Raw genomic sequence first — 19,226 nt, 5'->3', positions numbered from 1 at the left:
GTCGTTCGTTCGAGAAGATCCAGCCAAGTCGGACCGGAGGCCTCTCGACTGCCCGTTCATGTGCTGTTAACGCGGAGTGGGGCAAGTACACCGCCCCGCCGTCCGATGCGGTCAGTCACCGAAACCATGAAGGAGTTGGCTGGCCAAGGCGCGCGTCTTGTAGATTCGTATGAAGAACGAGCCTCAGTAACCTCGCGGATTCCCCCTGGAAACCGGAGGCACCCCAGGACACGAGGGCCAGGGTCGACTTTCGGCAACACAGAGTCGACACACCCGAACTGTCTGTACATCCCATTCGAGACAAGATCGGCGGCGACCACCATGCGGCTGCGCGCACTCCTTGACACCGACGCGCTGGGCCTGCGGCTGCTCGGCGGCGAGGACGAGCTCGACCGCACCGTGCGCGGTGTGATGACCACGGACCTGCGCGACCCAAGCCGGTATCTCGCCGGAGGCGAGCTGGTCCTGACGGGCCTCGCCTGGCGCCGGGACGCCTCGGACACGGAACCCTTCGTACGCATCCTCGCGAGCGCCGGAGTGGCGGCGCTCGCCGCGGGCGAGGCCGAGCTCGGCGACATCCCTGACGACATCGTCGAGGCCTGCGCGCGGCACCGGCTTCCGCTGTTCGCCGTGAACGAGTCGGTCGCCTTCGCGACGATCACCGAGCACGTCGTCCGCCAGGTCTCCGGCGAGCGGGCCGGCGACCTGGCGGCCGTGGTGGACCGGCACCGCCGTCTGATGACCTCGGGCCCCACAGGCGGCGGCCCCGACGTCGTCCTCGACCTGCTCGGCTCCGACCTGGACCTGCGGGCCTGGGTCCTGTCCCCCGCGGGCCACGCCATCGCGGGGTCGAGCGCGGCGGGCCCCGCCCTCTCCGCGGCCGTGTGCGCCCGTCTGGGGGGCGAGCACCTGGCCGCGGCCCGCACGGGGCGCAGGGGCCCGCACCGGGTCCAGGTGGACGGCACGACGTACTCCCTGTTCCCCATTCGGAGCAGTGGGCGCGGTCCGGCTGCCGCGTCGGCCTCGGCGGCGGCCGCGGCGAGCACGGCCGCCCTGCGCGACGTGCGCGAGACGGTCCTCTCCGACTGGTTCCTGGCCGTCGAGGCCGACGCGGGCGACTGGCCCGAGGAGCGGCTCGACCTGCTGCAGGGCGTCACCCAGCTGATCGCGGTGGAGCGCGACCGGCGCGACGCCGCCCGCACGGTGCGGCGCAGGCTTGCCCAGGAGGTCCTCGAACTGGTCCAGACGGGCGCGGCCCCCGCGGAGATCGCGGCGCGCCTGCGGGTCGCCGCCCCCGTGCTGCTGCCCGGCCTGGGCGCGGCACCGCACTGGCAGGTCGTGGTGGCCCGCGTGGAGTGGGACGGCGGCGAGATCGAGGGCGGCCCGGTGGCCCAGTCCCTCCTGGAGGAGATCCTCGTGGACCCCCTGTCGGCGGGCCCCGAGCCGTCCGACCGGATCGCGGTGGCCCATACGGGTGACGAGGCGATCGCGCTCGTGCCGCTGCCGGCGGTATCCGCGGAGCACGACGGCTCGGAGACGGGCCTCCTTGCCGACTCCCTCCTGGAGTCCGTCCGCGAACCCCTCTCGGCGGGCCTCGACGGCGACGGCCGCCTCACGCTCGGCGTCAGCGCGTCCGTGCACTCGGCGGAGGGTCTTCGCGGCGCCCTGGAGGAGGCACGGCACGCCCGCCGGGTCGCGGCGGCGCGTCCGGGGCGGGTCTGCGCGGCGGGCCACCAGGAGCTGGCCTCGCACGTGCTGCTGCTGCCCTTCGTCCCGGACGACGTGCGCAGGGCGTTCACGGCGCGTCTCCTCGACCCGCTGCGGGACTACGACCGGCGCCACCGGGCCGAGCTCATTCCGACCCTGGAGGCGTTCCTGGACTGCGACGGTTCCTGGACGCGGTGCGCGGCGCGGCTGCACCTGCACGTCAACACGTTGCGCTACCGGGTGGGCCGTATCGAGCAGTTGACGGGTCGTGACCTTTCGCGCCTCGAGGACAAGCTCGATTTCTTCCTGGCACTGCGGATGAGCTGACGCGAGCGACCGCCCTCAAACCCCTTTCATGGCCGGCCCTTTGTGAATTCTTTCACCCAGCCCCTTGGCCGGGTACGCCGATCCATGCTGAGATGCGCCCACGACTCAACAGCTCAATGGCGTGCTCGGGGAGGGCAACGTGGCGCATACCGCCATGTCTGGTTCCGGAACGACTGCAGGGGACGATCCACTCCAGACCGCGGTATGGCGGCTGCGCTCGCGCGGCTGCTGGACCGACGCGGCCGCACTGCTGGCCTCGCGAGAGGGGCCATCGGCGGCGCTCCAGAGAACCTCGCTCCTGGTGGAGCGGTGCCTGTTCACGGGAGAGGGCTGGGCCGAGGCGGAGGACGGACTGCGTACGGCCGAGGCGCTGGCCGTGGAGGACGAGGACCGCGGGGCGGCGGCGTGCGAGCGCGGCCAGTTGGCGTACGCCTCCACGGTGCTCGCCGTGCGGGACCGGGCGGACGAGGCGCGTACGGCGCTGGGGCGGGCGGCGGCGCTCCTTGCCCCGACTGCTTCGGGGCGGCCTCTGCTCGACTTCCGCCGGGGTCTGATCGCCGAGCACATCTCGGACTCGCCCCAGGCGGCGCGGGCCGCCTACCGGCGGGCGCACGCGGGGGCGACGGCGCACGGCGACTCCTTGCTGCTCTCCTTCACCTGGCGCCACTTGGCCGGACTCGCCCTGCGGGAGGGGGAGTTGGCGGAGGCGCGGCATGGGTTCGCGGAGTCGTTGAGGCTCAGGGAGGAGCTGGGGTACTTGGTGGGTACGGCGCCGGCGCTTGCGGCTCTTGCCGATGCGGAGCCGGAGCCGGAGGCGGGGCGGCTTCGGGCCGAGGCGGCGCGGCTGTTCCGGTTGATGGGCGGGGTGCCGTCGTGGTTGGCGCAGCAGTTGAGTCCACCGGCGCCCGCAGCTTGAGGTAAGGGATTTGGTCCCCAACCCCGCCCCTTCCCGAAAACCCGCTCTGGCGCGGGGGCCTTGGTTGCCGTCGATCACCGGCTTCGCCGAGTTCGTCCTCAAACGCCGGACGGGCTAGATATAGCCCGGCCGGCGTTTGAGGCCATCTTGTACGGGGTCTGGGGCGGAGCCCCAGTTTCGGGAAGGGGCGGGATTGGGGAAAGCCCCGCAGGGACCGCCCGAACCTCAGCCCCCCGCCCCCGCAAAGTGTTCCCGCACCAAGGTCTGGACGACCCCCAGGTCCTGAGCCACCAACGCCTCCAGCAATGCCATGTGCTCCGCCGCGTCAGCAACAAGATCCGCCCGCCGCCCGGCCACAGGGCCGCTCACCAGCGGCCACTGCGACCGGCGGTGGAGATCGTCTGCCACCTGCACCAGCTGCTGGTTCCCCGAGAGGCCGAGGACCGCCCCGTGAAAGGCGCGGTCCGCCTCCGCGTACCGGGCGAGGTCCCCGCCCGCCGCCGCCACCGCACTCGCCTCGGCCAGCGGCCGCAACTCGCACCAGCGGGCCGCGGGCACCGTACGGGCGAGCCGCAGCATCACCGGCACCTCGATCAGCGCCCGCACCTCCGCCAGCTCCCCCAGCTCGCGCGCGCTCCGCTCGGTGACCCGGAAGCCCCGGTTCGGGACGACCTCCACCGCACCCTCGATCGCCAGCTGCTGCATCGCCTCGCGCACGGGAGTCGCCGAGACCCCGAAGCGCTCACCGAGCACCGGCGCCGAGTACACCTCGCCGGGCGCGAGGTCGCCCCCGACGAGCGCGTCCCGCAGGGCGTCCAGGATCTGTCCGCGGACCGAGTTCCGCTGCACCGTCTTACGGGGCGCGGGCACGGCGGCTTCCCCATGGGTGTGCTCACCATGGGTGTGCTCACCCCTGGCAGCCGAGGGAGCAGCGTCCCGGGCCGTCGCGGCCCGCACCTGCTCCGGCACGCGGACGGCGAGGCGGTACGCGTCATGCGCTCTGGCCTGCTCCACGAGGTCCACCCCAAAGTCCGCTCGGTCCGAAAGGTACGAGAGGCACCATAGGCGGACAGCCCCGCAGTTGAAACCTCGATCATTCTGGGTAAGGTTAGGCTTACCTGTAATCGATCGTGATTCGGTGGTCCTCGCATGTCCGTACCCACCTTGGCGAAGCGCGCCCCGAGCGCCCTCGCGGACGCCTACGCCCGCCTCACCGAGGTGTTCCCAGGACTGCGCGTGACCGAGCTCGGCGACGAGGAGCAGGCCCCACAGGGCGGCGGCTGGGTCACCGCCTCCCGGCTCGCGGAGGGCGGGGCCGACCTCGACGCGTTCCTCGCGTGGGACGAGGCGCAGGTGCAAAAGGACTACGGGCAGGCGGGGCGCCCGGACGTCATCGCCAGCTTCGCGCTGCACCGCTACGCCTGGCCGGCCACGCTCCTCATCACCGTGCCGTGGTTCCTGCACCGCCGCGTCCCCCGCTACCCCGTACAGAACGTGTCCTTCCAGCGCACCCTGGGCCGGCTGGCCGTGCGCGGCGCGGGCTTCGCCTGTCTGCCGGGCGATCCGGCCGCCTCGCTGCCCGGCGCCCGTGTCGTGCCGGACGAGGAGGCGCTGCGCGCGGAGGTGCGGGCCTCCGTCGCCGAGCATCTGGGACCGCTCCTGGACGCCTTCGGGCCCCGGATGCGGCGCCGCTCGCGCGCCCTGTGGAGCGTCGCCACGGACGAGATCGTCGAAGGGCTCTGGTACATCGCCCATCTCCTCGGCGAGGAGCAGCGCGCCACGACCGAGCTGGAGCGGCTGCTTCCGGGTGCCACCAAGCCGTACGTGGGGACGGCGGGGTTCCGTGAGCTGACGGGGCCGAACGGCGAGCCCCTGCCGACGCGTGACCGCGCGAGCTGCTGCATGTTCTACACGCTGCGCCCCGAGGACACCTGTGTGACCTGCCCGCGCACCTGCGACGCGGAGCGCGTCGCGCGCCTCAGTGCCGCCGCCGCGGCCTGACCGGAGCCTCGCTCCGAGCCGAAACCGCCACCCCTCCCCCTTGAACCACCCTTTCGTGTCCGTTTAATCGAACTCAACTCCCCTCACCAAGGCCTGAGTTCGAGCAAAACGGCGCGCGCCGCACCCCTTTGCACCCCCCTTGGCGTTCTCTTGCACCGAAACCCCTCTGGGGGCCATCGGGATTGGGCCACTATGGCGCCCGAACGCCCTACCGCGACGCAAGGGACCCCAGATGAGACTGACCGACATATCGCTGGACTGGCTGCTTCCGGGTGGCGTCCTGCTCCTGGGCATGCTGGTGGCGGTGGCGGTACTCGCACGCGGCAAGCGCGCCGGGCAGAAGGCGGCCGCCGGTGCCTCCGGTGACGACTCCTGGGAACGCAGCGAGGAGCGCCGCAGGCGCAAGGAAGCCATCTACGGAACGGCTTCGTACGTTCTGCTGTTCTGCTGTGCGGCGGTCGCCGCCGCACTCTCCTTCCACGGCCTCGTCGGCTTCGGCCGGCAGAACCTCAACCTGACCGGCGGCTGGGAGTACCTGGTCCCGTTCGGGCTCGACGGCGCGGCGATGTTCTGCTCCGTGCTCGCCGTGCGCGAGGCCAGCCACGGTGACGCGGCCCTCGGCTCGCGACTCCTGGTGTGGACGTTCGCGGGCGCTGCCGCCTGGTTCAACTGGGTGCACGCGCCCAGGGGACTCGGCCACGCGGGCGCCCCGCAGTTCTTCGCCGGGATGTCGCTGTCGGCGGCGGTGCTCTTCGACCGCGCGCTGAAGCAGACCCGCCGTGCGGCACTGCGCGAACAGGGCCTGGTGCCGAGGCCGTTGCCGCAGATCCGGATCGTACGGTGGCTGCGCGCGCCCCGGGAGACCTTCGGCGCCTGGTCGCTGATGCTCCTCGAAGGCGTACGCACCCTGGACGAGGCGGTCGAGGAGGTCCGCGAGGACCGGCGCGAGAAGGAGCGCACCCGGATCACCAGGCGGGGCCGCGAGAAGCTGGAGCGTGCGCAGCTCAAGGCGATCAGCAGGGGCCACCGCAGCCTCCCGGCCCGCGGCGGCGCGCGCCAGGTCGACCTGCCTGCCGTCGCTCCGGCCGCCGGGTCCGCGCAGGTCGGCGCGGACCCCGCGATAGCGCCTGCCACAGCGCCGCAGGAACAGGAGCAACTGCCTCTGCGTTCCCGTCCCTCCCTCCAGGCCGTGAAGAACGGCTCTGAACCCGTCACCGTCGACCTCACCGCCGAGGACGACACCCAGACGCTGCCGCGGCTCGACTCCCTTGAGCAGAAGCTCAAGGATCTGGAGCAGCAGTTCGGCTGATGTCGGCAGCGCGGGACGGGAGTTGGCCGGCGGTCCGGTTCATGCCGGGCCGTCGTCCAGCTCGAACCACACCGCCTTCCCGACCCCGTGCGCCCGCACGCCCCACGCGTCGGCGAGGGACTGCACGAGCATCAGACCCCGGCCGTGCGTGCTGTCGTCGGCGTTCGGCACGCAGAGCTTGGGGCGGCGCCCCACGAAGTCCCTGACCTCGACGCGCAGCCTGCCCGGCCGCACGGTCGCCGTCAGAATGGCGTCGCGATCGGTGTGCACCAGTGCGTTCGTGACCAGTTCGCTGGTCAGCAGCTCGGCTATCTCGGATCTTCCGGGCCTCCCCCAGGACCGGAGCAGTTCACGCAGCGCGCACCTGACCTCGGGGACCACCCGGAGGTCGGATCGCCCCAATCTGCGCCGGAGTTGAGCCCGATGAAGCTCCACCGGCTTGTCGTCGATCGGCTCGTCCCTTGCTTTCGGCGAAGAAGTCCCAAGATGAATGGGACCGCCCCCTCTTAACTGCCTTGTCATGACCCCCGCCCACAAAACGAGTCCATTCCTCCCTGCTCGAACACCCTCACGGAATGCATGCCCCACCCGGTTGGCGGCACTCATGTCCATTCGTCAACCATTGGGGTGGGTGCGCCCGAGCCCGGCGGGGAAGTGAAGCGGTGGACCGTTTCCGCATGATCCTGACCGGGCCCGATCGCGCCGCCTCGGGCCCGCACGAGCATTCCGAGGAGCCGCCGTGCACGACGACCGACTGCTGGTGGAGGGACGCCTTGAGCGCGCCCTGCGGCAGTTCATCCGCCCCGCCCAGTACGCGGACCGTGTGCCGCTCACCCTCTCGGTCTGGCACGCGCCGGGCGAACCAGTCCCCGTCGCCGAGGCCCTCGACGCCTCGTACGAGCCCTTCGAGACGGGCACGGCCTGGGGAAAACCCTGGTCCACCAGTTGGTTCCGGCTGCGGGGTCAGGTGCCCGATGCCTGGCGCGGGCGTCACGTCGAGGTGGTCGTCGACCCGGGCTTCACCGGTGACGGCCCCGGCTTCCAGGCGGAGGGCCTGGTGTACGACGCCTCCGGAGTCCCCCTCAAAGGCATTCACCCCCGCAACCGGCACGTCCCCGTGGCAGTGGCCGCACAGGGCGGCGAGCCGGTGCACCTGCTCCTGGAGGCGGCGGCCAACCCCACCGTTCTGCACGACTTCGAACCGACACCCCTGGGCGACGTACTGACCGCGGGCGATGGCCTCATCTACCGATTCGCGTCTGCCGATCTCGCCGTACTGGATGAGGACGTTTGGCAGTTGACGCTGGACATCGAGGTCCTGTCCGAGCTGATGTACGAACTGGACGCCGCGCGTCCGCGGCGCCACGAGATCCTGCGCGCCCTGGAGCGGGCGCTCGACGCGCTCGATCTGCACGACGTGTCGGGCACGGCAGCAGCGGCGCGGGCCGAGCTGACGGAGGTCCTCGCGAGTCCCGCCCACGCCAGCGCGCACCGGGTCTCGGCCACCGGGCACGCCCACATCGACTCGGCCTGGCTGTGGCCACTGCGCGAGACGGTACGCAAGGCGTCCCGCACCTTTGCCAATGTGACGGCTCTCGCCGAGGACTATCCCGAGCTGGTCTTCGCCTGCTCACAGGCCCAGCAGTACGCGTGGGTCAAGGAGCACCAGCCGCACATCTGGGAGCGCATCAAGAAGGCTGTAGCAGACGGAACTTGGGCGCCGGTCGGCTCCATGTGGGTCGAGTCGGACGCCAACATGCCGGGCGGCGAGGCGCTTGCCCGGCAGATCACGCACGGGATGCGGTTCTTCCGCGAGGAGCTGGGGGTGGAGACCGAGGAGATCTGGCTGCCGGACTCCTTCGGCTACACGGCGGCGTTCCCGCAGTTGGCGAAGCTCGCGGGCATCCGCTGGTTCCTCACCCAGAAGCTGAGCTGGAACCAGTCCAACAAGATGCCGCACCACACCTTCTGGTGGGAGGGCATCGACGGCACACGCATCTTCACGCACTTCCCCCCGGTGGACACCTACAACTCCCAGATCCACGGCGCCGAACTCGCCCACGCGGAGCGGAACTTCACCGAGAAGGGCCGTGCGTCCCGCTCACTGGTGCCGTTCGGCTGGGGCGACGGCGGCGGCGGGCCGACGCGCGAAATGCTGGAGAAGGCAAGGAGGTTGCGGTCTCTGGAGGGGTCGCCGCGCGTCGAGATCGAGAGGCCTTCGGCGTTCTTCGCCGCCGCCGAGGAGGAGTACGGGGCCAAGGCGCCGGTCTGGTCCGGCGAGCTCTATCTGGAGCTGCATCGCGCGACGTACACGACGCAGGCGGCGACCAAGCGTGGGAATCGTCGCACCGAACACGCCTTGCGCGAGGCCGAGTTGTGGTGCACCGCCGCTGCGGTGCGCGACCCTTCGTACGTCTATCCTTACTCGACCCTCGACCGGCTCTGGAAGACGGTGCTCCTGCACCAGTTCCACGACATCCTGCCGGGCTCGTCGATCGCGTGGGTGCACCGGGAAGCTCGCGACACGTACGCGCGCGTGCTGGCCGAGCTCGATGAGATCACCGCTTCGGCGGTCCGATCCCTCGGTCCGGGAGGGCCCGCCGCGCTCAACGCGTCGCCGTACGCCCGCAGTGAGGTCGTCAGGACCGACGAGGGCGAGCTGGTGCACGTCAACGTCCCGGCGCTGGGGAGTCAGAGCCTCGAAGAGGCGGCCTCGTACACGCGGGAGACCGGCACGACCGCCCTCCTTGCCGACGGCGAGATCCAGCTGGTCAACGAACACCTCCGTGTCGCGATCGACGCGGACGGCCTGCTGACCTCCGTGCACGACGTGGACGCGCGGCGCGAGGTCCTCTCCCCCGGATCGCGCGGCAATCTCCTCCAGCTGCACCCGGACCACCCCACGCACTACGACGCCTGGGACCTGGACAAGCACTACCGCAACACGCACACCGACCTCACGGAAGCCGAGTCCGTGGAGCTCGTCGAGGACGGGCCGCTGCGGGTCGCCGTCCGTGTGGTGCGGGCCTTCGGGAAGTCGCGGATCACCCAGGAGATCCGGCTCGCGGCGGGCAGCCGTCGCATCGACGTCGTCACGGACGTCGACTGGCGGGAGTCGGAGAAGGTGCTGAAGGCCGCCTTCCCGCTGGACGTGCACGCCGAACGGTCCGCCGCCGAGATCCAGTTCGGGCATGTGCACCGCTCCACGCACGCCAACACCGGCTGGGACGCGGCCCGTTTCGAGATCTGCGCGCACCGGTGGCTGCGGGTCGCCGAGGAGGCGTACGGCGTGGCGGTGCTCAACGACTCGACGTACGGCCATGACGTGACGCGCGCGCCGCACGGCGAAGGGCTCGGCACCACCGTGCGGCTCACGCTCCTGCGCGCCCCGCACAGCCCTGACCCGGAGACGGATCTGGGCACGCACCGGTTCACGTACGCCCTGCTGCCCGGCGCGACGACGGGGGACGCGGTCTCGGAGGGGCTCGCGCTGAACCTTCCGCTGCGGGTGGCCTCGGCGCCCGTGCTGCCCTCGCTGGTCAGCGTCGACAATCCGGCGGTGACCGTGGAGTCGGTGAAGCTGGCGGACGACGGGAGCGGCGATGTCGTGGTGCGTCTCTACGAGTCCCGGGGCGGGCGCACGGCGGCCACGCTCACCACGTCGTTCGCGGTGAGCGCGGCCGAGGTGACCGACCTCCTGGAGCGTCCGCTCGAACCGGCCCACACGGGCGATGCGGGGCTCGTACTCGCGCTGCGTCCGTTCCAGATCGTGACGCTGCGACTGCGGCCTGCCTGACCGGCCGTCAGGGACCTGGCACGTTCCGCAGGTTGGAGCGTGCCATCTGAACCATGCGGCCGACTCCGCCGTCCAGGACGATCTTGCTGGCGGAGAGCGCGAAGCCCGTCACCATCTCGGAGCTGATCTTGGGCGGGATGGAGAGGGCGTTCGGGTCCGTGACGATGTCGACGAGCGCGGGCCCCTTGTGCGAGAAGGCGTCCTTCAGAGCTCCCGCGAGCTGCTTGGGCTTCTCGACGCGCACTCCGTAGGCACCGGCGGCGCGGGCGACTGCGGCGAAGTCGGGGTTGTGGTTGGCCGTGCCGAACGAAGGGAGCCCGGCCACCAGCATCTCCAACTCGACCATGCCAAGAGATGAGTTGTTGAAGAGGACGACCTTCACCGGCAGGTCGTACTGGACGAGGGTGAGGAAGTCGCCCATCAGCATGGAGAATCCGCCGTCGCCCGACATGGAGACGACCTGGCGCTTGCGGTCGGTGAACTGGGCGCCGATCGCCTGCGGCAGGGCGTTGGCCATCGAGCCGTGACTGAAGGAGCCGATGATGCGGCGCTTGCCGTTCGGGGAGAGATAGCGGGCCGCCCAGACGTTGCACATGCCCGTGTCGACGGTGAACACCGCGTCGTCGGCGGCGAGTTCGTCGACCACGGACGCGACGTACTCGGGATGGATCGGGATGTGCTTGTCGACCTTGCGCGTGTAGGCCTTGATGACGCCTTCGAGGGCGTCCGCGTGCTTCTTCAGCATCTTGTCGAGGAACTTGCGGTTGCTCTTGGGCGTGACGCGCGGGGTGAGACAGCGCAGGGTCTCGCGTACGTCGCCCCAGACGGCGAGGTCCAGCTTCGATCGGCGGCCGAGGCGTTCGGGACGCACGTCGACCTGGGCGATCTTGACGTCGTCGGGCAGGAAGGCGTTGTAGGGGAAGTCGGTGCCGAGGAGGATCAGGAGGTCGCACTCGTGGGTGGCCTCGTACGCGGCGCCGTAGCCGAGGAGTCCGCTCATGCCGACGTCGTACGGGTTGTCGTACTGAATCCACTCCTTGCCGCGCAGAGCGTGGCCCACCGGGGACTTGATCTTCTCGGCGAACTCCATGACCTCGGCGTGCGCGCCGGCCGTGCCGCTGCCGCAGAAGAGGGTGACCTTGGCGGCCTTGTCGATCATCTCGGCGAGCTTGTCGATCTCCGTGTCGCCGGGGCGCACGGTGGGGCGCGAGGTGACGAGGGCGCTCTCGGGGGACTTGTCGGGGGCGGGCTGGTCGGCGATGTCCCCGGGCAGGGTGACGACGCTGACGCCGGACTGCCCGATCGCGTGCTGGATGGCCGTCTGGAGCAGCCGCGGCATCTGCTTCGGGTTGGAGATCATCTCGCTGTAGTGACTGCACTCGCGGAAGAGCTGATCGGGGTGGGTCTCCTGGAAGAAGCTCAGGCCGATCTCGCTCGACGGGATGTGCGAGGCGAGGGCGAGGACGGGCGCCATGGAGCGGTGGGCGTCGTAGAGGCCGTTGATCAGGTGGAGGTTGCCGGGGCCGCAGGAACCGGCGCAGACGGCGAGGCTCCCGGTGATCTGGGCCTCGGCGCCCGCCGCGAAGGCAGCCGTCTCCTCGTGCCTGACCTGAACCCAGTCGATGCCCTTGGTGCGCCTGATCGCGTCCACGACCGGATTGAGGCTGTCGCCCACGACTCCGTACATGCGGCGCACACCGGCGCGGTGGAGGATGTCGACGAACTGTTCGGCGACGTTCTGCTTGGCCATGGCTTCACGAACCCTTCAGTCCCCTTGACTCTCTTGGGGTCCATGAATTCACAGGGCGGGCGCTCACGCCTCCCAAACGAGGGCGCTCACGCCTCCCAGACGGCGGCCGCGGTCCGGTCGTCGGCGTAGCCCTTGACCCTGACCTGGATGTCCGCGAGGAACGTCGCCAGGCCGGGTGGACCGCTCTTCGCCCACCGCTGCGTGAGGTGCGTGGCGAGCTCGGGCTCGCCGCGCAGGGGCTCGGCGAGGCCGCCGCTGCAGAGCATCAGGGCATCACCCGGGCGGGCTACTGAGGCCCGGAAGCGGAAGGGTTCGCGGGGCGGGGGCTCGGGGGCGGGCTCGTACGGACTCGGGGGCGTGATGATCCCCATGTCCATGGTGAGCCGATCGCCCTCGGGGGTCTCCGACGGCACGGAACCGAACCCGACGACGGGGGGCCCGGGGTCCACGGCCGCGTCGCTGACGTGGGGCTCGATGTCCTGCCAGGCGCCGTCCCTGAGCCGGAAGAGTCCGCCGCCGCCGACGCCGAAGAAGACGCGGGTGCGGCATTCGGGGTCGGCCGGCAGGAGGAGGCAGCGCAGCGACGCGGCGTACTCCTCGGGCTCGATGCCGAGGTCGGCGGCGTGCGCGCGGAGCTTGCCCAGGCTGCGGTCGGTGAGCCGGTGAAGACCGCTCTTGAGGTCGCCGCGCCGTGCGGCACGGATGTCCTCGGAGAGCCGCTGATGGCTGCGGCCCACGGCACGCCCGATCCAGGCGCAGGCCTCGGCGGCGGCGCGGTGGGCGCCGGGTGTGGCTCGCGCGCCGGTGGCCATGGCCACCAGGACGAGAGCGCCGTCCCCGGTCCCGAACCGCGCGGTGAGCAGCGAGTCGCGGCGCGGCTCGCCCCGGTAGCGCGCGGAGTCCCCGCGCACGGAGACGGCGCGCAGGGTGGAGTTGCCGTAGCGGGCGCCGTCGAGCACGGTGTCGGCGACCAGATCGCCCAGGTCGTCGGGGTCGGCGGGGGGCAGGACGGTGGGCTCGGCGTCGTAGGTGGGCGGGCCGTCGCCGACGTACGAGACGGAGTCCACGGGTGCCGCCGCCACAGACGGCTGCGGTTGCACCGGCGCGGGTGCCTGCGGAGCCGCCGGGTCCTGCGCCCGCGGCCCCGGGGCCGCGGACTCCTCGGGCGGGCGGGGCGCGGGGACGGCGGTGGTGCGGCTCGGGTCGCCGGGAGACTTCGATCGTCCGGCCGGAAAAGTGACCGGCCCCGTGGGCTCGGCCGGGGGTTCCCAGGGGGCGGCGTCCGGGCGGATGCGGGCGGCGGGTGGGGGTTCGCGTGGGGCTACCGGCTCACGTGGCGCTACCGGCTCGCGTGGAGTGAACGGCTCGCGTGGAGTGAACGGTTCGCCTGGTGCGGGTCCGGCGCCGCGATCGGGCGGCTCCCCCGCAGGGGGCTCGGTGCGCGGAAGCGTCCCTTCCGCGCCCTCGCTCACGGGGGCGGAATCAGCCACGCCCTCGCCCGCCGCCGCGGAAACCGCCGATGCGAACCTGTCGTCGAGAGTGTCGGCCGCCTCGGCCGGTCCCGTGTCATGAGCGGAGTCGTCGTAGAGCTGACCCCACCAGTCGTCCTCCTGGCCGGATGCTCCGTCGTGCCTCTCCCCCTGCTGGCTCATGCCCCTATTGTCCACCGCAAAGGGCGTACGAAAACGGTGCATCCGGAAATTCCGGCCACCGGAAGAGTGATGAGGGCCGCCGGGCGGACCCACCCCCCACGGGAGGACCGCCCGGCGGTGTCTGTGTGTTTATCGCACGTCGTAGGCGCGGGCCACCGTCTGAGTGACGGAACTTCCGTTCGCATCCGTCAGTTCGGTCCTGAGCCAGACCTGCTTGCCCGAGGCGCCCGCGTGATCGACGGCCGCGGTCCACTTCCCGCCGGACGCTGACGTCTCGGCTTCGGTCCAGGTCTTGCCCTCGTCGTACGAGTAGGACAGGGCCGCCGACTTGAGCGCCCCCGGCTTGTAGCCCGAGTGCCCCGTCGCCGTGATCCCAATCTTCTGGCCGTCCTTTGCCGCGAGCGTCTTCATGTTGTCCTGCGGCAGCGCGTAGCGCGGGAACAGCATCGGGATCCCCTGCGAGTGGGCCTCCTCGTCGAGGTGCGAGCGGAACGCCCATGTGGTCTGCGTGTTCGTGGACCGCTTCCAGACCTTCGAGCCGATCTTGTGCGTGTGGAGGGTGAGTTCGTACGCCGAGTCGTCGGCCGGGACGGCGAACACCCCGAACGGCCAGCCCGACTCCCCCACGACCTCACCGTCGCGCTTCAGCTCCAGGCCGCCGATGTCGCCGAAACTGCCCTGGACTCCGGCGTGTTCGCCGTCGTCCCAGAATCCCGGAGCGACTCCGATCAGATTGCCCTGCCGTTCGGCCGCGAGCGCCTGCCTGCCCTGGGCGTCACGCGGCGCCGCGGGCGCAAGGACCCCGTCGTACCACTTCTCGCCGCGCCGCTCCCCCTTCTCGTACGTCCGCACCGGGTCGATCATGAACTCGCCGAACGGGAAGCTGCTGGAGACCTGGTGACCCCAGCCGGTCGTGCCGGCCGAGTAGTACTCGGTGCGCTTGCCGGGGGCCGGGACCGACGCGATGTCGGCGAAGTACACCTCAAGACCCGAGGGGCGGACGGCGGACGGCAGGTCCACGTAGTCCGTGGCCGTGCCCATCGCGCGGTACGTCGCCTCGTTCGCGGCGAGGTCCTTGTCCCGCACCCGGTAGGTGCGGTCGTCGCGGATCTGGCCGGTCTCGGGGAAGGCGAGGTTGTAGACGTAGGGGCTCTTCGCCGTTCCCTTCCACTTCAACTCAACGGTTCCGTCGGCCAGTTGGGAGAGCAGTGAGGCAGCCTCGCCCGTCTGGATGCCGAGCACCGGCAGCGGGGAGCCGCCGAGGCCGACCGAGGGGTACCAGCGGCCCGGGGCCGTGCGGTGGGCGATGACGGCGACCGCTCCCGCCGCCTTCGCGTTCGCCGCGACGCCGGTCGCGCTGCCGCTGTCCGGGACCTTGACGAGGGCGATCTTGCCCTTGACCCCCGCGGCTTCCAGCTCCGCGGGCGTACCGGACTTGGCGTCGACGAGAGCCGCGCTGCCCGTGCCGTCTAGGTTGGCCGAGCCGGTCGACGCGGTCACGGGGTGCAGCGACTTGCCGCCCACGACGGCGAGTTCGGAGAGCAGGGGGGCGGCGGCGCGCCAGTAGCTGCCGGACTCGAAAGTGCCGTCGGTGGCGTTGCCCTCCACCGACTGGTAGAAGCCGCGGATGGTGCGCGGTCCCGCCGCGGTGCCCGCGTGCAGCCAGTTGTCGGCGCCCCAGGTGCGGGCGAACCCGAGGGTGGCGCCGCGCACTTCGGACTCCTTGTCCGTCTTGACGGTGAGGCGGTGCGCCTCGCGGGCGTCGAGCGTGACGGTCATGTCCTTCTTCACCTCGACCTGGGGCCGGGCGATGTGCGTGAGGGAGTCGGTCAGGGTGCCGCCGTCCGCGTCCGGCGTCGCGATGAAGCCGGTCAAGAAGTAGGCGCCGGGCCGCACTTGGTACGTCTGGTCGTTCGCGCCCTCGTTGAAGCGGCGCTCGCCGGTGGCGTCGTCGGTGCCGATGAGGTCGACGGACGACGGGCCGTCGGCGGGCTTACCGGCGCGGTCGACGAGCTTCACGCGGAGGCTGACGGTCTCCGGCTGTACGTAGAGGGAGAAGGGAGTGGAGACCGCGACGCCCCCTTCGGCGCTCGCCAGGACGCGGCCGGTCACGTCGCCGTACTGCGCCCGCTTGAGGTCGGCGTCGGGGTCGAGCTTCAGCGGAACCTTGACCGTGGCCCCGGCGGGAATTCTCACGGAGCGCTCGCCGAGCTTGGCGATGCCCGACCGCACGGCCGAGCCGTCGTTGCCGGTGACGCCCCGCACGGACAGCTTCAACTCCACTGCCTTGTCTGTGGTGTTGGTGTACGGGACGTCGACCGTGGCGCGGTCGGAGTTGTCCTGGGGCCAGCCGAAGCTGCCGCCCTGCACGGCGGGCGAGCCGAGCACCTTCTGGTCGACGGCGGCCTTCACGTCCAGGCGCCCGCCGCCCGTCTCGGTCACGTCACCGGGGATGCCGCTGTCCGCCGACGAGACGAGGGCCGACTTGATCTGCTGGGCGCTCCACTCCGGGTGGCGCTGCTTGACCAGGGCGGCGGCGCCCGCGACGTGCGGGGTGGCCATCGACGTACCGCTCATGGACTGGTAGGCGTAGACGCCCCTGCCGCCCGCCGCGGCCGCGGAGATCTCGACGCCGGGTGCGGCGATCTCCGGCTTGAGTGTGTGCGAGCCGTACGCGGGTCCCCGGCTGGAGAAGGGGGCCGTCGAGTCGTCGCGGTCGACGGCGCCGACGGTCAGGACGCTCGGCGCGCAGCCGGGCGATGAGACGGAGTTGAGGCTCGGCCCTGTGTTGCCCGCGGCGAGGACGAAGAGCGTGTCCTTGCTCGACTGCGCGAGCTCCTCCGTGGTCGTGCTCATGGGGTCGGTGCAGTCGGTCCTCGCCGGGTTGCCGAGGCTCATGGAGACGACGTCGGCCTTCTCGTCGACGGCCCACTGCATGCCCGCGATGATCCACGAAGTGGCTCCGGAGCCACTGTCGTTGAGGACCTTGCCGTGCAGCAGCTCGGTGCCGGGAGCGACGCCCTTCTTCTTGCCGTCGCTCGCCGCGCCGGTGCCGCCGACGGTGGAGGTGGTGTGGGTGCCGTGGCCCTGGCGGTCCTCGTCGTCCGGCGAGTCGGTGAAGTTCTTCCGCGCGCCGATCCGGCCCTTGAGGTCGGGGTGTCCGGCGTCGGCTCCGGTGTCGAGCACGGCGACCTTGATGCCCTTGCCGTCGTAGCCCGCGGCCCAGGCCTCGGGGGCGTGCACCTGCTTCGTCGACCTGTCGAGCGTGGCCTCGACCTTGGCGTCGAGCCAGAGCTTCTTCAGGTCGGACCCGGAACGGGACTTGGGGGACGTGATGTCCGCCCAGAAGTCCGCGGCCTTCTTCTTGTCGGCCTTCAGTGCCACACCGTCGACGGGTTCGAGGACGAGTCCGCGCTCGGCGCCGCGCGGAGTGGCGGGGACCGCGCGCGTGACGTCGACGGACCTGTCGTACACGGCGATCAGCGGGAGCTGCTTGGCGTGCGCGTCGTCGTAGCCCTGGCGGACGAGGCCGGTGACGTTGAAGAGTTCCTCGTCGACCTTGCCTGCGGCGATCGCGTGGACGGCGCCCTCGGGGTAGACGTACAGGTCCTTGCCGGACTGCCTGGTCTGGACGAGGGGAACTGTGCCGTCCGCGCCGGGCAGCGCACTCGCGCCCGCGCGCTTCTTGCCGTCGGTCGTGACGAGGATGCGGTCGCCGGTGACCAGGGTGACGACGGAGCTCCCCTCGCCGCGTGCCGCGCTCCCCGCGCTCCCCACCAGCGGAGTCGTGTCCGCCGTGCCCGCGCGTGGCTCGGCCACGGACGGGACGGCCGCGGTGACGGCGAGGACGGCGGCGGACGCCGCCCCCAAGGCCGTACGCGATATCGGGCGCATCGCTCTCCCCAGGGTTGATGGGCATGCGGTTGACGGGCATGCGGAACCACAGCCGAAATCGGACCAAAGGCCTTATTCGCGGCTGCCGTTGGTGCTGCGGTGGCGTCACCTTGGCAGAGAGGCGGGGGGTGCGGGGATGATGTCCTGGGGCGGGTTTACGCCGTGGCTGTTTTCCGCCAGGGCGCCGTCGGAACGGATCCTTGGGGAGGAACGTCACCGCATGCTGGCTGCGATAGGTCTGGACGAGCTGCACGAGTCGGCGTACCGCGCGCTGGTGGCGGTGGGCGCCGCCGACGTGCCCGATCTCGCACGGCGGCTCTCGCTGGGCGAACCGGATACGGTGCGCGCCCTGCGCCGCCTGGAGCTGCACGGCCTCGCGGCCCAGGCGTCCGGCAAGGCGGGCCGGTGGGTGGCGGCCCCGCCCGGCGTCGCGCTCGGCGCGCTCCTGACCCAGCAGCGGCACGAACTGGAGAAGGCCGAGCTCGCGGCGAAGCTCCTTGCCGAGGAGTACCGCGCGCAGGCCGCCGAGCCCACGGTGCACGACCTCGTCGAGGTGGTCACCGGCGCGGGCGCGGTGTCGCAGCGCTTCCTCCAGCTCCAGCTGGGCGCGAGCCACGAGGTGTGCGCCCTGGTGACCGGCAACCCGGTGGCGGTGACCGGCATGGAGAACGACGCGGAGGAGCAGGCGGCGGGCCGTGGCGTCACCTATCGCGTGGTGGTCGAACGCTCCGTCCTCGCCCTGCCCACCGGCCTCATCGAACTGTCGACGGCGATCGGCCGCAACGAACAGGTGCGCGTCGTGGACCGCGTCCCGACGAAGCTGGTGATCGCCGACGGCTCCCTTGCGATGGTGCCGCTGACCTCGCGCAGGGCGGAGCCCGCCGCGCTCGTGGTGCACGCGAGCGGCCTGCTCGAATCCCTGACGGGACTCTTCGAGGCGGTATGGCGGGACGCGCTGCCGCTGCGGCTCGGCGAGGGCGGCCACTCGGTCACCGAGGACGCCCCCGAGGGCCCGGACGGCGCGGACCTGGAGATCCTTTCGCTGCTGCTCGCGGGCCTGACGGACGCGAGCGTCGCCAAACAGCTCGACCTGGGCCTTCGGACGGTGCAGCGCCGGGTCAAGCGCCTGATGGAGCTGACGGGCGTGACGACACGGCTGCAGCTGGGCTGGCACGCGTACGAGCGGGGCTGGGTGGCGCGCTAGTCGCTCCGCGGGCAGTGCGTGGGAGACCTGCGGGCCGGTGGGGGCTGGTCGCGCAGTTCCCCGCGCCCCTTACGGGGCGCGACACCGCACCCCGGCATGAGGGCCGCGAATCCGCCGCGACCTGCGGTTCTGCCCCGTTTCCTGCACGCTTGACAGATGGGAGCCTGGGAACTCCTGCTGGTCGGAGTGGTGCTGCTGCTCGGGCTCTGCGGAGTGCTTGTGCCCGGCGTGCCGGGGCCGTGGCTGGTGTGGGCCGCGGTTCTCTGGTGGGCGCTGAAGGACCCGGAGCCGGTCGCCTGGTGGGTCCTGGTCGGCGCGTCCGTGGTGCTCCTCGTCGCACAGGGCATCCGATGGCTGCTGCCCCCGCGACGCTTCCGGCAGAGCGGTGCCACACGCCGGACGGCCGTGTACGCGGGGGCCGGGGCCCTGATCGGGTTCTGCGTGGTGCCGGTGATCGGGTCGCTGCCGGGGTTCATCGGAGGGATCTACCTGGGCGAGCGGCTGCGGCTCGGCGGGCACGGCGAGGCGGCGACGGCGACGAGGACGGCCATGCGGGCGGGCGGGTGGAGCGTGCTGACCGAGCTGTTCGCGTGTCTGCTGATCGCGGGGGCCTGGGTGGGAGCGGTGATGTGGGGCTGAGCACATACGCAGCACCTGTTCACATGGATAT

12 protein-coding genes are annotated in these 19,226 nt (G+C 71.4%); 7 read left to right on the top strand and 5 right to left on the bottom strand.

Annotated features, from left to right (window positions below; genetic code table 11):
* Window positions 1-321 precede the first annotated feature (321 nt).
* Together E5671_RS35245 and E5671_RS35240 are read left to right on the top strand one after the other, a co-directional pair.
* Window positions 322-2,034 (top strand): PucR family transcriptional regulator, encoded by a 1,713-nt coding sequence (locus tag E5671_RS35245; RefSeq protein WP_160507898.1) that lies wholly within the window; start codon window positions 322-324, stop codon window positions 2,032-2,034.
* Window positions 2,035-2,188: 154 nt separating this feature from the next.
* A complete protein-coding gene (locus E5671_RS35240) occupies window positions 2,189-2,950 on the top strand; it encodes a hypothetical protein (RefSeq protein ID WP_202121384.1) in 762 nt (253 codons plus the stop codon).
* Window positions 2,951-3,175: 225 nt separating this feature from the next.
* Here E5671_RS35240 and E5671_RS35235 read toward each other — a convergent pair whose 3' ends face one another.
* A complete protein-coding gene (locus E5671_RS35235) occupies window positions 3,176-3,964 on the bottom strand; it encodes a GntR family transcriptional regulator (RefSeq protein WP_443032739.1) in 789 nt (262 codons plus the stop codon).
* 135 nt (window positions 3,965-4,099) lie between these two features.
* On the opposite strand from E5671_RS35235, the gene E5671_RS35230 reads away from it, so the two are divergent.
* Both E5671_RS35230 and E5671_RS35225 read left to right on the top strand, forming a co-directional pair.
* Complete coding sequence (locus tag E5671_RS35230; RefSeq protein WP_160507896.1) at window positions 4,100-4,951, top strand: (2Fe-2S)-binding protein; 852 nt, start codon at window positions 4,100-4,102, stop codon at window positions 4,949-4,951.
* 232 nt (window positions 4,952-5,183) lie between these two features.
* A complete protein-coding gene (locus E5671_RS35225) occupies window positions 5,184-6,260 on the top strand; it encodes a DUF2637 domain-containing protein (protein WP_160507895.1) in 1,077 nt (358 codons plus the stop codon).
* 39 nt (window positions 6,261-6,299) lie between these two features.
* On the opposite strand, the gene E5671_RS35220 is transcribed toward E5671_RS35225, so the two are convergent.
* Entirely contained in the window at window positions 6,300-6,782 is a 483-nt protein-coding gene (locus tag E5671_RS35220) for an ATP-binding protein (protein WP_160507894.1), read from the bottom strand.
* A 217-nt stretch (window positions 6,783-6,999) separates the two neighbouring features.
* Here E5671_RS35220 and E5671_RS35215 point away from each other — a divergent pair, with 217 nt between their 5' ends.
* Window positions 7,000-10,056: a glycoside hydrolase family 38 C-terminal domain-containing protein gene (locus E5671_RS35215; protein WP_160507893.1), complete on the top strand. Its 3,057-nt coding sequence runs from the start codon at window positions 7,000-7,002 to the stop codon at window positions 10,054-10,056.
* Between the two features lie 7 nt (window positions 10,057-10,063).
* On the opposite strand, the gene E5671_RS35210 is transcribed toward E5671_RS35215, so the two are convergent.
* From E5671_RS35210 to E5671_RS35200, 3 genes are all read right to left on the bottom strand, one after another.
* Window positions 10,064-11,806 (bottom strand): pyruvate dehydrogenase, encoded by a 1,743-nt coding sequence (locus E5671_RS35210; RefSeq protein WP_160507892.1) that lies wholly within the window; start codon window positions 11,804-11,806, stop codon window positions 10,064-10,066.
* Between the two features lie 86 nt (window positions 11,807-11,892).
* Entirely contained in the window at window positions 11,893-13,458 is a 1,566-nt protein-coding gene (locus E5671_RS35205) for a protein phosphatase 2C domain-containing protein (protein ID WP_160507891.1), read from the bottom strand.
* Between the two features lie 129 nt (window positions 13,459-13,587).
* Window positions 13,588-17,352: a S8 family peptidase gene (locus tag E5671_RS35200; RefSeq protein ID WP_160507890.1), complete on the bottom strand. Its 3,765-nt coding sequence runs from the start codon at window positions 17,350-17,352 to the stop codon at window positions 13,588-13,590.
* A 220-nt stretch (window positions 17,353-17,572) separates the two neighbouring features.
* Here E5671_RS35200 and E5671_RS35195 point away from each other — a divergent pair, with 220 nt between their 5' ends.
* Window positions 17,573-18,556, top strand: coding sequence for a helix-turn-helix transcriptional regulator (locus E5671_RS35195; protein WP_160507889.1), 984 nt, complete (start codon window positions 17,573-17,575; stop codon window positions 18,554-18,556).
* 156 nt (window positions 18,557-18,712) lie between these two features.
* Window positions 18,713-19,195: a DUF456 domain-containing protein gene (locus E5671_RS35190; protein WP_160507888.1), complete on the top strand. Its 483-nt coding sequence runs from the start codon at window positions 18,713-18,715 to the stop codon at window positions 19,193-19,195.
* Window positions 19,196-19,226: the final 31 nt, after the last annotated feature.

This window comes from Streptomyces sp. BA2 (assembly GCF_009769735.1).
Classification (GTDB): Bacteria; Actinomycetota; Actinomycetes; order Streptomycetales; family Streptomycetaceae; genus Streptomyces.
This window is presented reverse-complemented; position numbering and strand designations above follow the sequence as displayed.

Bases quoted from the DNA above. Each gene is read 5' to 3' on its own strand.
- E5671_RS35245 (WP_160507898.1), top strand. From the start codon at position 322: ATGCGGCTGCGCGCACTCCTTGACACCGACGCGCTGGGCCTGCGGCTG.
- E5671_RS35240 (WP_202121384.1), top strand. From the start codon at position 2,189: ATGTCTGGTTCCGGAACGACTGCAGGGGACGATCCACTCCAGACCGCG.
- E5671_RS35230 (WP_160507896.1), top strand. From the start codon at position 4,100: ATGTCCGTACCCACCTTGGCGAAGCGCGCCCCGAGCGCCCTCGCGGAC.
- E5671_RS35225 (WP_160507895.1), top strand. From the start codon at position 5,184: ATGAGACTGACCGACATATCGCTGGACTGGCTGCTTCCGGGTGGCGTC.
- E5671_RS35220 (WP_160507894.1), bottom strand. From the start codon at position 6,782: ATGACAAGGCAGTTAAGAGGGGGCGGTCCCATTCATCTTGGGACTTCT.
- E5671_RS35210 (WP_160507892.1), bottom strand. From the start codon at position 11,806: ATGGCCAAGCAGAACGTCGCCGAACAGTTCGTCGACATCCTCCACCGC.
- E5671_RS35205 (WP_160507891.1), bottom strand. From the start codon at position 13,458: ATGAGCCAGCAGGGGGAGAGGCACGACGGAGCATCCGGCCAGGAGGAC.
- E5671_RS35200 (WP_160507890.1), bottom strand. From the start codon at position 17,352: ATGCGCCCGATATCGCGTACGGCCTTGGGGGCGGCGTCCGCCGCCGTC.
- E5671_RS35195 (WP_160507889.1), top strand. From the start codon at position 17,573: ATGCTGGCTGCGATAGGTCTGGACGAGCTGCACGAGTCGGCGTACCGC.
- E5671_RS35190 (WP_160507888.1), top strand. From the start codon at position 18,713: ATGGGAGCCTGGGAACTCCTGCTGGTCGGAGTGGTGCTGCTGCTCGGG.